This window comes from Paenibacillus marchantiophytorum (assembly GCF_014640555.1).
In the GTDB taxonomy this organism is placed as follows: Bacteria; Bacillota; Bacilli; order Paenibacillales; family NBRC-103111; genus Paenibacillus_E; species Paenibacillus_E marchantiophytorum.
Map to the genome: position 1 here is coordinate 26,849 of NZ_BMHE01000060.1, position 13,333 is coordinate 40,181.

Below are 13,333 nucleotides of genomic sequence, written 5' to 3' on the forward strand. Positions count from 1 at the left end.
TGCTCAATTGGCCATCAGCCGTGATGGAGCGGTTTGGTGCCCAATGAGCTAAGAATAGGGAAGCTGAAAGTGCTTATTTGTTCGAATTGTCTTACCCTATAATGATTACAGAACCTAGCCGCAGGCTAGGTTTTTCGTATTGGCGTCCACCGAAGACTTCTTTGATACGGCGGTTTTTGGTCTCATGGGTGGCACATCTAATGAACTGTATGATGCTTATATACCGGAAAATGGCTACTTTGGAGATTTAATGAACTGGATTGGCGTTATCGTGCACTTTATTGGTGAAATGGTGATCATTTAGTTGAAATAGAGCATCTAGGGTTCATTAGATTTTCAGAATAGGCGATTTTGGCCGAATACAGGGTATTGAGTTCGTTAATGGGGGCTTGGGTTTGCCTCAAGGTGCTTATGTAGCAAAAAGTGTCATTATAGGGAAGTTGAGGGAACTGTGGTACGCTAATTTAGCAAAAAGTGTCCATATCGCGAGGTTGAGGGAACTACAGTGCGCTATTTTGCTGTTTCATGGGAAATTCAGCGTTTGTTGTGGAAATAAAACCCTGTAGTTCCGCTATACCCCTCGCATCCCTGTTATTTGCCTAAATAACGTACTGGAGTTCCCTTAGCAGGTTTCACTTAATGGGATTTCATTAACAGGATTCCCTTAATGGGATTTGTTGAGCGGCTCATCACTCAGGACGGCGAAGCAGGTGTTCTTAGGGGAGCGAGGATTTCGAATAAAGCCCCTCCCTACCATTTAATCCGCCGAATTAACTCAGTGATTGCTTGCTGTTCCTCCAAGCTGATCGGCCAAGTCCGAATGTCGACTATGACTCTTTCTAGATTAGTAAAGCCTTTGGCTAGTCCGTTTAAACGAGCTGCCAAGGTTGAGTTTAGCAACGATTCCTCAGTGGGGTAAAGGGTACTAGCCTTGCTGATCGCATCGGGAAACCGTTTCAGATAATACTTCTGATGACGCTCCTCTGCCAAATCAAACGTGCGGAACGGATTGACTGCGGTTTCTGGTCTTCCCAGTCCTTGTTCTTCGCGTCTTTTCATTGCGTCAAGAATGATGTTCAGCTGGTTCTCGTCCCGAAACAACGCCAAAGAAAGGTATTGACGGCCCTTGTACTCGTTGATATTCAGGGGATTGTGATGCTGCCAAAATACATCTACAATCTCATCTAATTTGATTTTCTGTGGATCAAAATCGATTTCGACAGTCTCCGTGTGATCGCCAAGATTTCGATAAGTTGGACTCGCGGAAGTGCCCCCCGCATATCCGACGCGGGTTCGAAGAACACCGGGCAGCTGCCCAAATAAAGCATCTGGGCTCCAGAAACAGCCCATCCCAAGAGTGATGGTTTCAATGTTAGCCATAGCATTCACCTCAATTCCATTTTATCATTTCAAGGAAGATTAACGAAATTGCAGGATGAAGTAGATGCCCACAACCTTCTTGAAATGTTATAATATGGAGAACTAACTGAAGGAGGTTCACTATGATAAAGCCTTCCTGCAATCCGTTTGACGATACATCCATTCACGCTACAACCCAGCAGTCTCAAGATGATGCTCAGTCGCAAAGGGTTCCTTTCAATGATGTCATCCATCATAATGATGTGGTTCAAGGTATGCAAGCGCCCAAACGGGTAGAACAAATGCCAAAGTGGTATCAACAACATCGCAGGAATTCTGCTGCGCTATCGGTTCTTATTTTCGGAGGATTTCTGGTGTATAACGTCATACAGATCATTCAAGACATAGTTTCCGGGAGGTGAGGAGTATGACGGAGCGGCTGCCGCAAAAAATCTCAAGAAGATCGTTTCTTACCACTTCAGGCAAACTGACAGTAGGAGTCATTGGTGTTTTGGCTGGCAATACTGGATTATTTTATTATGGAGCTATGCATCAAAAAAAGCCGATCACAGAAGAGCGACCTGGCAATTGGGTGGAACTTGGCGAACTTGAGCAGCTGAGCAAGATGAAAGGGCTCGATAAGATCCCTTATGAGGCGATCATTCAAGCTGCATGGGTTAAGAAAGAAGTCAGTGGTTCAGTTTATGTTACACGGGACGAGAATGGAAACCTCCTGATCCTATCTCCGGAATGCACGCATTTAGGTTGTAGTATCGATCCCGTTATTAACCTGCAAGTTAATCAGACAAAAGAGGGCTATTATCGCTGTCCTTGTCATGGAGCGGAATTTGACGCTCATGGAAATTCAGTCGGCGGAGCTGTTCTGCAAGGGCTGGATACGTACAGGCCGATCATAGAAAATGGCAAAGTTTACATTGATATTTCTGCGCCAATGAAGGGGAAGATGCAGCGTGTATAATGATGACTATCGCAAATCATCATAATTCCGCACTTTTGGAAAATGGATGGTTACGGTTGTACCGTGTCCTTCCTTCGAAGCTATCGTGAGATGATGAGCAAGTTTTAGCGCCATTTGTCTGGAGATGAGGATTTTCCTTAATAAAATGGGAGAGCACCGCATCGAACTGCTCGATGATCATCATTTCGAATCCTCATCGGCTCAGTGCTTCCGCGACCATCTCCCGTATCGTCTTATCATCTTCAACGATTTTCGATTAGTTCAGTTGTTTCAAGCCGAGCAAGAAGGAGAACATGTACCAAAACCATCATCTATAACAGCTGTCATAGCCATTATCTTACTTGTTTTTGGTTATTGGCTAGTGTTTCAACCTATGACCACAGGCGCCCAGATGGGAAGAAATTTATTGCTCATTTTTGGCAGTATCCTTGTAGGGACATATCTGCTGTTCCGTTTTGGCAAATATGATCAGCATCTCCCAGTTGATTTTCCGGGTCCAAGGGGAAACCTTGGATAATCAAGTGAAGGAGCTCTTAGCATCTGATCAAAATCACCCTGTGACTGCCCAATTAGATATTTCTACGCTTAAAATAAAGGCAGATTTGACGAAGTTCTACTATTATTCTTCCGGATTCACAGCGAATACGGTGCCTATCAAACTTCTTTCTATCTGCGCATATAATGAGATAGCGAAGACTTTGCATAGAGAAGAACAGAATCCACTATCGGATCAAGAGACCCTGTTGATCAGGCCGATGTATGCTATTTTCTCGGGAAATGATATTTCCAATGATAGCATTTCCTTTATGTTGCATCAGGTTCAGCTTGAACTCCCAATTAAGCAGATTGTGGAGGGAAGAGTAGTGCCTTTGGGGTTTCCTGATTTATGTTTTATTGTAAGCGACGGGAATGAATTTTCATCGAGCTATTGCCAAACAAACACTTTTCGTGTTCTATTTACCTTTAATTTTGGGTGTCGTGCATAGTTTGATCAAATGATTAGCAGCTTTTTAATAACTCCTATCTTGATATCCATTCTTGCCTATGTGTTCATTTACCTTGGTTATTATGTGGTTATGTGTCAATTCATTTAACAGGATTGTAAATAAGTGATACAATAGTCGCAAAACATATATGTACGGAGTTATTGAGATGCCCACTTATACGAAGAAAAAATTTCGCCTGAGTCCGCCGCAAGTGTTGACACTCGGATTCTTATTTATGATTTTCGTTGGAGCTGAGCTGCTGTGGCTGCCAATTTCTTATGCCGGAGAAGGCAGACTCTCCTTCTTGGACGCTTTATTTATGGCTACATCGGCTACCTGTGTGACAGGATTGTCGATGATAAACACAGGAGCTCATCTATCAACCTTTGGAGAAATCGTATTAATTCTGCTAGTCCAAATAGGTGGTCTGGGTTTTATGACCATGTCTACGCTTATCGCGCTCGTGCTGCGCCGGCGAATCTCCTTTCAGGAACGTTTGATTCTGCAAGAGGCAATGAATCATGATTCCACGGAAGGCGTCGTTCGGCTTGTCCGTAAGGTGTTGGTTTATGCGCTCTATATCGAGCTTGCTGGAGCATTACTGCTTGCCTTGCGATGGTCATTTGAAATGCCGATTGGCCAGGCGCTTTACTTCGGTGTGTTTCACAGCATCTCTATCTTTAATAATGCTGGCTTTGATTTATTCGGGGCATTGCCACAAAGACCGGGCAGCCTCATGCACTATGTCGAGGACCCTTTTGTTAATATTGTCTCGATGCTGCTGATCATTCTTGGTGGCATTGGCTTTATCGTCATATCGGATTTGTTAACATATCCCAAGAATAAAAAGCTGACGCTGCACAGTAAAGTTGTTCTCACTGCGTCAGCAGCTTTGATTCTGATAGGCACCGTGGTCATTCTGGTATTCGAGTATACGAATGTGAATACTTTACAGCCTTTATCGCCGATGGGGAAAGTGCTGAGCGCGATGCTTCAATCAGTATCCTCACGGTCAGCAGGCGTGAACACGGTGGACATCGCTTCAATGCGTCAGGCAACCCAATTTTTCATTGTGATAATGATGTTCATCGGGGCAGCGCCAGGCTCATCCGGCGGAGGGATCAAAGTGACGACTTTCGTCATTCTCTTAGGAGCTTTGCTTGCGATGGTACGCGGCAAAGAGGAAATCGTATTCTTCCGACGCCGCATATCGAAGGATCGGATTTACAAAGCGATAACGTTCGCGCTGCTTTCCTTTATCCTAATTGTCCTTTCGACTATGATTCTATCAACCACAGAAGAGTTTTCCTTCTTGGGGATCTTATTTGAAGTGACCTCCGCATATGCAACAGCGGGCATGTCACTGGGTCTGACATCACAGTTAACGGGATTCGGGAAAGTTTTCCTTATTATTCTGATGTTTGTTGGACGTCTGGGACCCGTCTCATTGGCATATACCTTAACGCCTGTGCCTGAAAAAGAGCATTTCCGTTATCCCGAGGGGAAAATTACAATCGGATAACGGATGACTCTGGGTGCGCGTCGTGTCGCTGTCGTATCGTGGGTGTCAAACCCCGGACTATCTAACCAATAAGGAGAGTATGATGGAAATACGTCAATTGATGCACGATGAATCACCTCCGATGGAACTGCTGCTATTAGCTGATCCATCGTTGCATATCGTCAAAGGTTATCTACAGCGTGGACAAATATTCGTTGCCGATATGGACAGTATGGTGATAGCTGTTTATGTTATTTTACCTACGAGACCTGAGACCCTTGAATTGGTGAATATTGCTGTGGACGAGCGTCATCAAGGCAAGGGGATCGGTAAGTGGATGGTTCTGCACGCATTGGAACAAGCCAAATTGCAAGGATATGCGACGGTAGAGGTTGGCACGGGCAATTCCGGCGTTGGGCAGCTAGCCTTGTATCAGAAATGCGGCTTCCGGATCGTGGGCGTGGATCGGGACTTCTTCGTCAGACATTACGCGGAGGACATCGTCGAGAATGGCATACCCTGCCGGGATATGATCCGCTTATCGCAAGACATCAAGTAGAAGTGGTGGCAATAAAACGATGGGAAAAGTCCGGTTTGCCCTTCTAGTTGAGGCCGATGATGAAATTATTTTTCACGCCTCCGACGAAAGGAGCCTCGCTGTTGGTTAATGGCGATTTTGGTAAAAATAAAGAAGTATCTGGCGAATTTTTTGTCAAAAATCAGGCTATACCATTGAGGTTTTTGGATAAAGAGCAAAAAGTGTTGGAACTTGTCAACTCCATTTATGGAAGGGATTTTCCAAAAAACCTTGAATAGACAATAATTTTAAAAAATATGAAAATTGAAGCCCACGAGGCTTCTTTTTTATCGTATAATGGCTAAGGGAATATTACTTTGTCAGGAACAAACGAAATAGTTTGCTAATATTTAATTAATAGTATTGGTTTAGAATAAGAGATATCAACCCATAGATTCACACAAATAAAGTTAACATATTGGAGGGATGTACAATGGGTCAATTTATTGAATTGGAGAAGAAGATCGAAGCTAAGCGGTTTGAGCTTAATCTTGCCAGTCATAGTCATGACCTGCTCTCCGAATATGTACTTAAACTTTCGATCGAATTAGATGAGCTATTAAACACTTATAATAAATCAGCGTAAAAGGCTGCGCTAATTATGAATCTTCCCATCATATAGATGTGGAAGATTTTTTGCGTTGACTGCTGAGTGAGAGCAGCTTTCTCATATTTAAAGAAGTACTTTGTCAAAATCAATCAACTCTAGCAATTTCTTGCTAGATTTAGAACCTAGTATCTTCCAAAAGTCCTAGTTGATAGACCCAACCAGCTATGCTATACTCTAGGCAACTTATGGTAAAGGGGGGGGGGTTGACTAGAATGCTTCCACCAACTGGTTTTGGCAAAATTGTTCTTAACCAAGGATACCTTGATAGTTCAGCCGGCCAACCCTGAACTTACCAAATTGCTCGCCACGCTCGGTTCCAAGCCGCAGACAAGCAGTACAATGCTAGGTCCGCTCGACTTTAATCGGATCGATTTCACGCAATGGCGTATGTTTTGCGATCGATTGACTTGGAACCAATCATCTGGCTGAGGCAGATGGTTGGTTTTATTTATAACCATTTTCAGAGAAATGAAGGAGGCAATTATCAGATGTCATCATGGATTCAGCAAGGGGATGTCGTTCTTTTTCAAGGCGACAGTATTACAGATGCAGGACGTGTTCGGGATAATGGTCAAGATTTAGGCAAAGGCTATGCGCTTATGGCGGCAGCTCAGTTCTCGGCGAAGTACCCGGAGAAACAAGTGCAGTTCCTGAACAGAGGAATCTCAGGCAATCGTGTGGTTGATTTGGAACAGCGCTGGAACGAGGATTGTTTGGCGTTGAAACCGAATGTGGTTTCTATTTACATAGGGATTAATGATACTTGGAGAAGATACGATTGCAATGATCCTACTTCGACAGAAGCTTACGAGAAGGGCTACCGTAATCTACTAGAGCAAACGGCGCAAACTGGCGCGAAACTCGTTCTGATTGAGCCGTTTGTTCTGCCAGTACCTGAAGATCGCAAATTATGGAGAGAAGATTTGGATCCCAAAATTACCGTTGTTCGCGAGCTGGCAAGAGAGTTTGGAGCACGTCTGGTTTGTCTGGATGGACTATTCGCTCAGGCTTCCACTCGTGCACACAGCTCATTCTGGGCACCTGATGGCGTACATCCATCACCGGCTGGTCATGCGCTTGTTGCGAAAGCGTGGCTGCAAACAGTCGGAGCAGAAGAGTAGTTGATCGTAAAGCGTCCCCTGCATTTTTTACTTGCAGAGGGACGTTTTTTTTGTCGGTGTTACCCCAGCTGCCCGCGGAGGGAACTACAGTACGCTATTTTAGCTAAAAGTGTCGTTAAGGTGAGGTTGAGGGAACTCCAGTCCGCTATTTTGGCATTTGATGCGAAATTTGAAGTTAAATTCAGCGCTTTTCGTGGAAATAAGACCCTGTAGTTCCGCTACTGACCTCGCATCCAGGCAAATTGCCAAAATAGAGTACTAGAGTTCCCTCGGACTAGGCTAATTATTAATTGGCAAGAGGGGTATGGTACAATCGCAGCAAGATTAGTTAGTGGAGGTAGCTATATGAAAGCATTGATTTTTGAACATTTCGGAGGACCAGAGGTCCTGCAATATAAGGAGATTCCGGATCCGAGCCTCGTATCGGGGTACATCCTTGTAAGAACCAAAGCAATAGGGATGAATTTTGCCGATATTTATCGGCGGCGCGGGAACTATCATTTGGCTGGTAGTCCGCCTTTTATTTTGGGTTATGAAGGGGCGGGTGTTGTTGAACAAGCCGCTCCTGATGTGACGCACGTGAAGGTTGGAGACCGAGTAGCGTTCGTCGATGTTCCCTACGCCAACGCCGAGTTGGTGACGGTCCCTGTTGATCGGGCTATTCCGCTGCCGGCAGATATTCCGTTCGAGCAAGCAGCGGCTATCCTGCTTCAGGGAATGACGGCGCATTACTTGGTGAATGACAGCTATCGACTGCAAGCAGGAGAGCAAATCCTCGTTCACGCGGCAGCTGGAGGCGTAGGACAGATACTCATCCAACTCGCCAAAAGTAAAGGGGCCAAAGTCATTGGACTAACTTCCTCCGAGTCGAAAAGGGCAGTAGCTATGAAAGTAGGGGCGGACGAAGTGTATTTGTATGACTCAGATTGGGTAACGCAAGTTGCGGCTTATACGGAAGACCAGCAAGGTGTGGACGTCGTTTATGACTCCGTAGGATCTACGCTCATGGATAGTTTCGCTGCTGCCAAAACCAAAGGAACCGTTGTTTTCTATGGCATGGCAGGCGGTGATCCACCCCGGATTGATCCAAGAATGCTCATGGATACATCCAAAACGCTGACAGGCGGCGATTTATGGAACCACATTACGTCATTGTCGGACAGAATTGAGCGTTCGCAGCAATTGTTTGAGGCGTTGAGGCAAGCCGTCATTCGAATCGATGATCTGACTACCTTTCCCCTCAGCGAGGGAGCAGACGCGCACAGGCTCCTTGAGAGTAGAAAAAGTACAGGCAAAATTCTGCTGATCCCCTAACATATGTAAGCCAGATGGTCACGTTTATTTTCGTTTTTAGGCACTCAGCTCCTGTCCGAGCAGGCCGCCGGTATATGGCTGCAAATGAGAATGATGCTGCACACTCGCCTTTTTAGCCACCACCGCGGACTGAACGCCGAGTGGTGGTTATTTTTGATTATATAGTCCATGGATATGCCCATTTTATACATTCTTCAGCGTTAAAAATCATGGTATCCTGAATGCATAAGACAACTAAGGAGATGGGATTTGTAATGAGCATAAACAAGTTGAAAATTGGTGTCATCGGAGCAGGTTCAATCTCAGATATGCATTTTGAGTCATATAGCAAACAAGCGGATGCCCAATTGGTCGCCGTATGTGATTTGAATCGTACACGAGCAGAAGAAAAAGCAGCGAAATATGGGATTGCGCAGATTTATACGGATTATCACGAATTACTTGCCAATCCGGAGATTGATGCCGTAAGTATTTGCACATGGAATAATACACATGCAGAAATTAGTATAGCAGCTTTGCGGGCAGGCAAAAATGTGCTCGTAGAGAAGCCTTTATGCAAGACAGTGGAAGAAGCTAATCGTATTCAGGAAGCTGTGCGTGAGTCCGGCAAAACGTTGCAAGTGGGCTTCGTACGCCGATATGATGCGAATGCTCAGTTAGTTAAACAGTTTATTGACAACGGCACGTTGGGCGAATTGTATTATGCCAAAGCATCATGTCTTCGGAGACTAGGCAACCCAGGAGGCTGGTTTGCGGATGTTGAACGTTCCGGCGGCGGTCCTTTAATCGATATTGGTGTACATGTCATTGACTTGTGCTGGTATTTGATGGGCAGACCTAAACCGATTTCGGTTAGCGGCAACACCTATAATAAACTTGGAAACCGCCCGAATATCCGCAATCTTTCCTTCTATCAAGCGGCTGATTACGACGCGGCACATAACACAGTTGAAGATATGGCTAATGCATTAATACGTTTTGAAAATGGCGCGTCGTTATTAGTTGATGTGAGTTTCACGCTGCATGCCCAAAAAGACGAGATCGCTGTCAAGCTTTATGGTGACAAAGGTGGCGTCGAAGTCGAACCAGAGCTTCTTTTCGTGACGGAAATGCAAGATACAATTGTGAACGTCGCACCTCAAGTTGATTCGAAATCGCTTAATGTCGTAGATGCTTTTAACAATGAAATTAAGCATTTCCTGGAGTGCTGCCGTACGGGGAATACCCCGATAAGTCCTGTAGAAGATGGCGTTACGATGATGAAAATCCTGTGCGGTATCTACGAATCCGCGGCTTCAGGCCGTGAAATCAGTTTATAATCCAAAAGGATAGGGGCTTAACAACATGAAAATTGGAGTAAGCACGTATAGTTTATATAAAGCCTTGCAGTCAGGAGAAATGGATATATTTGGAGTCATTGATTGGGTGGCAGATCAAGGCGCAGAACACGTGGAGATTGTCCCTATGGGATTTGAACTAGCTGGAGATTTTGAGTTAGCGGAAAAGATTCATCAGAAAGCACGATCCCGCGGGCTCGAAGTTTCCAATTATGCCATTGGGGCAAATTTTCTCACAGATTCAGTAGAAGCTTACCAACAGGAAATCGCGCGAGTCAAAGGTGAAGTTGATATTGCTGCTAGGCTTGGCGTGAAAAAAATGCGTCATGACGTAGCAAAATCAGATGACACTTCAATTGCGAATTTTAACCGTGAGCTTGGAAGAATGACAGAGGCATGTCAGGAAATAGCTGATTACGCACAAACTTTTGGGATTACAACGAGTATTGAAAATCATGGGTATTTCGTACAGCATAGTGACCGTGTACAAACATTAATCCAAGCGGTCAATCGTCCGAATTTCCTGACAACGCTGGACGTAGGTAATTTCATGTGTGTCGATGAAAATCCGGTTGCAGCAGTGAAAAATAACCTGCCATACGCTTCTATGGTACATGTGAAAGACTTCTACTTGAGACCGTCCTATCAGAATCCAGGTTCTGGATGGTTTCAGACAACTCAAGGTAATTATTTGCGGGGCGCTATCGTAGGTCATGGTGATATCGATATGCGAGAAGTTCTACGAACTGTCAAACATTCCGGTTTTGATGGCTATATTTCGATTGAATTCGAGGGTATGGAAGAGTGCAAAGCTGGAACGCTGATTGGGTTGCAAAATGTAAAACGTTTATGGGATGATATCCAGTAACAGACATAGATTCAATAAATCATGATTCAACCCAGTGAAAGGTGTGCTGAAGAAGTATGAAGAATCCAATTGGTATTATGGTGGATAGCCTGCGTCTTGGTATTCGTGAAGGATTAAAAAAATCTAAGGAGCTTGGGGCAGATGGGGTGCAAATCTATGCCGTTTCCGGTGAAATGGATCCGGACAACCTTTCGCCTGAAGCGCGTCAAGAATTAAAAGCCTATATCGCGTCTCTAGGTCTGCACATCTCAGCCTTATGTGGTGATTTGGGCGGCCATGGCTTTCAGGATCATACCGCCAATGCAGAGAAAATTGAGAAATCCAAACGAATTCTGGACCTGGCCATCGATTTGGGCACAACCGTCGTGACGACTCATATTGGGGTGGTACCGGAGAACAGCGATGATCCTGTTTACCAAACGATGCTTGAGGCTTGCGAGGAACTTGGTGTATATGCAGACAGCTTGGGGGCATATTTTGCTGTGGAAACAGGTCCCGAACCCGCAGCACATTTGAAAAGTTTCCTTGATAAACTGTCCACTAAAGGTGTTTCGGTCAATTTTGACCCAGCCAACATGGTTATGGTGACGGGGGATGATCCCGTTCAAGGCGTATATACCTTAAAGGATTACATCGTTCATACCCATGTGAAGGATGGCGTGCGACTTCGAGAAGTAGATCCGCGTGAGGTGTATGGCGCTCTTGGTTTTGAACCGATGAGCCATGAGAACATTGCCGCAGCCGCGGCAACAGGGGCGACCTATCGCGAGCTTGCTTTGGGCGAAGGGAACGTGGATTTCAAACGCTATTTTGAAGCGTTGCAAGCTATTAACTATACAGGCTACCTAACAATCGAGCGTGAAGTTGGCGATAAACCGGAGATCGACATCGCCAATGCCATTGCCTTTATTCGTACGTATAAAGAATAGTCCATAACGAGAAGCTCCGAGTCCACACGAAGTGGGATTTGGAGCTTTTTTGCCTTGCTTGAGATGGGCGGGAAGCGAGGCTTGGGCCTTTCTTAATAAAATGATATTTTACGATGGGACTCATAAATGTTTGCGATAAGGAGAACCTAACCAAAAATATGGTTAGGATGGTGTTATTTTGACTAAGACGCCTGATGTCTATTTGTCAGCTTCAGAACACTCCGTTTTGTGGGCTACTTATATGAATGATACGATGTCTATATGCGGCATACAATATTTTTTGAAACATGCCGCAGATGAGGAACTTCGAACTTTACTTGTATTCGCAGAGGAAATCTCACACACGCATATTGATAAAATAAAAAAGATATACGTAGAAGCAAACTATCCAGTTCCTCAGGGTTTTACGGAGTCCGATGTGAATTTATCAGCACCTAGATTATTCTCCGACACGATTATGTTGGACTACATGCTTAACATGGCGAAGCTTGGGCTTAATGCCTTCGGTATAGCACTTTCGCACTCGGAACGTGAGGATACGATGGCCTTCTTTTCGGACTGTTTAATGGAGATGAAAGAACTGCATAATCGTACGAAAGTGCTTGCGCAAAAGAAAGGCTTATATGTTCGCAGTCCGCAGCTTCCAACACCAACAGGCATTGAATTCGTACATAAGCAAAGCTTTCTTGGCGGCCTTTTTTCCGAAAAAAGACCGCTCATTGCTAATGAAATTTCAAATTTGACCTACAATATCAGTCGTAATGTGCTAGGCAAAGCGCTGATTATGGGCTTTAGCCAAGTCGCCAAATCGGAAGATGTTCAGAAATATTTTATTCGAGGCAGAGATATTGCCCAAAAGCAAATCGACATCTTTAGCAAATTGCTTAACGACAATTATTTGCCAACACCTATGATCATGGATTCCGAAGTGACCGATTCGCAAATTCCTCCATTTTCCGAGAAATTGATGATGTTTCACATCGCGGCACTCACAGCAACAGGAATCGGCCAATATGGTATCTCAGTTTCGCAGAGTCCTAGAAGGGATATAGCCGCCATCTATACCCGCTTGGCCGCAGAGATTGGTCACTATGCGGAAGATGGCGCGAATATCATGATTGCTAATGGGTGGATGGAGAAACCGCCACATGCTGCTGATCGGGAGGCATTGGCGCAGACTTGATAGCCCAATAATGTCACAAGATGCTTGCGTCTACATAGGGTTACTTTGTAGGGTAATTACCACGTTGATTTGTTGATGATGGGTTAGGGTGGGTTAATACAAGAGTTAATATGTTTTGGAGTAAACGCGGAGTTACTCAGCTGCCTCGTCCGGGCGTAAGGGAACTATGATCCTCTATTCTAGACAAAAGTGTCATTTTTGGGGTGGTGAAGGAACTACAGTCCGCTATTTTTCCGTTCTATTGGAAATTCAGCATATTTTGAGGAAATAAGACCCTGTAGGAGACCGTCGATTAACTCCTTAAATTTAGCAAACATCGGGAGGGGTAGGTTTCGTCTATTCCTCTCCCCCCCAATGAAACCCCCGAATTTACTTTAAAATGACTATTTATCTCCCGTTTTCTCTCATTTACTTCATTATTTGTGGTATGATGTAATAAAGACATGAATGGGGGATTTATATGAATCAATCGAACCGAACTGAGTTTCAACATCAAGTTTCATTAAGTGATATCGGGATTTCAGTTCCTGAGATTGAGTCAGTTCCCAACCTTCCTCATGCCAAAAAAG

The 13,333-nt window shown here is 44.6% G+C and carries 16 protein-coding genes; 15 read left to right on the forward strand and 1 reads right to left on the reverse strand.

Annotated elements, in window-relative coordinates:
- Positions 1-139 precede the first annotated feature (139 nt).
- On the forward strand, positions 140-304 hold the full coding sequence (locus tag IEY34_RS31920) for a hypothetical protein (protein WP_189019669.1): 165 nt from the start codon (positions 140-142) through the stop codon (positions 302-304).
- Positions 305-750: 446 nt separating this feature from the next.
- On the opposite strand, the gene IEY34_RS31925 is transcribed toward IEY34_RS31920, so the two are convergent.
- Positions 751-1,380, reverse strand: coding sequence for a peptide-methionine (S)-S-oxide reductase MsrA (locus IEY34_RS31925; RefSeq protein ID WP_229757938.1), 630 nt, complete (start codon positions 1,378-1,380; stop codon positions 751-753).
- A 122-nt stretch (positions 1,381-1,502) separates the two neighbouring features.
- Here IEY34_RS31925 and IEY34_RS31930 point away from each other — a divergent pair, with 122 nt between their 5' ends.
- The 14 genes from IEY34_RS31930 to IEY34_RS31995 all read left to right on the forward strand — a co-directional run bounded on the left by IEY34_RS31930 (position 1,503) and on the right by IEY34_RS31995 (position 12,764).
- Positions 1,503-1,781, forward strand: a complete 279-nt coding sequence (locus IEY34_RS31930; RefSeq protein ID WP_189019673.1) for a hypothetical protein — start codon at positions 1,503-1,505, stop codon at positions 1,779-1,781.
- Between the two features lie 5 nt (positions 1,782-1,786).
- Positions 1,787-2,338, forward strand: coding sequence for a QcrA and Rieske domain-containing protein (locus tag IEY34_RS31935; protein ID WP_189019675.1), 552 nt, complete (start codon positions 1,787-1,789; stop codon positions 2,336-2,338).
- Between the two features lie 145 nt (positions 2,339-2,483).
- Positions 2,484-2,855 (forward strand): hypothetical protein, encoded by a 372-nt coding sequence (locus IEY34_RS31940; protein WP_189019677.1) that lies wholly within the window; start codon positions 2,484-2,486, stop codon positions 2,853-2,855.
- A complete protein-coding gene (locus tag IEY34_RS31945; RefSeq protein WP_189019679.1) occupies positions 2,848-3,324 on the forward strand; it encodes a hypothetical protein in 477 nt (158 codons plus the stop codon). Before IEY34_RS31940 ends, IEY34_RS31945 begins: the two co-directional genes overlap by 8 nt.
- 166 nt (positions 3,325-3,490) lie before the next feature.
- A complete protein-coding gene (locus IEY34_RS31950) occupies positions 3,491-4,846 on the forward strand; it encodes a TrkH family potassium uptake protein (RefSeq protein WP_189019681.1) in 1,356 nt (451 codons plus the stop codon).
- Between the two features lie 82 nt (positions 4,847-4,928).
- Complete coding sequence (locus IEY34_RS31955) at positions 4,929-5,384, forward strand: GNAT family N-acetyltransferase (protein WP_189019683.1); 456 nt, start codon at positions 4,929-4,931, stop codon at positions 5,382-5,384.
- 101 nt (positions 5,385-5,485) lie between these two features.
- Entirely contained in the window at positions 5,486-5,641 is a 156-nt protein-coding gene (locus IEY34_RS31960; RefSeq protein ID WP_189019685.1) for a hypothetical protein, read from the forward strand.
- Positions 5,642-5,835: 194 nt separating this feature from the next.
- Complete coding sequence (locus IEY34_RS31965; RefSeq protein ID WP_189019686.1) at positions 5,836-5,988, forward strand: aspartyl-phosphate phosphatase Spo0E family protein; 153 nt, start codon at positions 5,836-5,838, stop codon at positions 5,986-5,988.
- Positions 5,989-6,500: 512 nt separating this feature from the next.
- On the forward strand, positions 6,501-7,133 hold the full coding sequence (locus IEY34_RS31970; RefSeq protein WP_189019688.1) for an SGNH/GDSL hydrolase family protein: 633 nt from the start codon (positions 6,501-6,503) through the stop codon (positions 7,131-7,133).
- Between the two features lie 345 nt (positions 7,134-7,478).
- Positions 7,479-8,447, forward strand: a complete 969-nt coding sequence (locus IEY34_RS31975; protein WP_189019690.1) for a quinone oxidoreductase family protein — start codon at positions 7,479-7,481, stop codon at positions 8,445-8,447.
- A gap of 260 nt (positions 8,448-8,707) precedes the next feature.
- Positions 8,708-9,766: a Gfo/Idh/MocA family protein gene (locus tag IEY34_RS31980; protein ID WP_189019704.1), complete on the forward strand. Its 1,059-nt coding sequence runs from the start codon at positions 8,708-8,710 to the stop codon at positions 9,764-9,766.
- Between the two features lie 25 nt (positions 9,767-9,791).
- A complete protein-coding gene (locus IEY34_RS31985) occupies positions 9,792-10,652 on the forward strand; it encodes a sugar phosphate isomerase/epimerase family protein (protein WP_189019692.1) in 861 nt (286 codons plus the stop codon).
- Positions 10,653-10,708: 56 nt separating this feature from the next.
- Positions 10,709-11,581, forward strand: coding sequence for a sugar phosphate isomerase/epimerase family protein (locus IEY34_RS31990; protein WP_189019694.1), 873 nt, complete (start codon positions 10,709-10,711; stop codon positions 11,579-11,581).
- A 178-nt stretch (positions 11,582-11,759) separates the two neighbouring features.
- Entirely contained in the window at positions 11,760-12,764 is a 1,005-nt protein-coding gene (locus tag IEY34_RS31995; protein ID WP_229757939.1) for a DUF3231 family protein, read from the forward strand.
- Positions 12,765-13,333 lie beyond the last annotated feature (569 nt).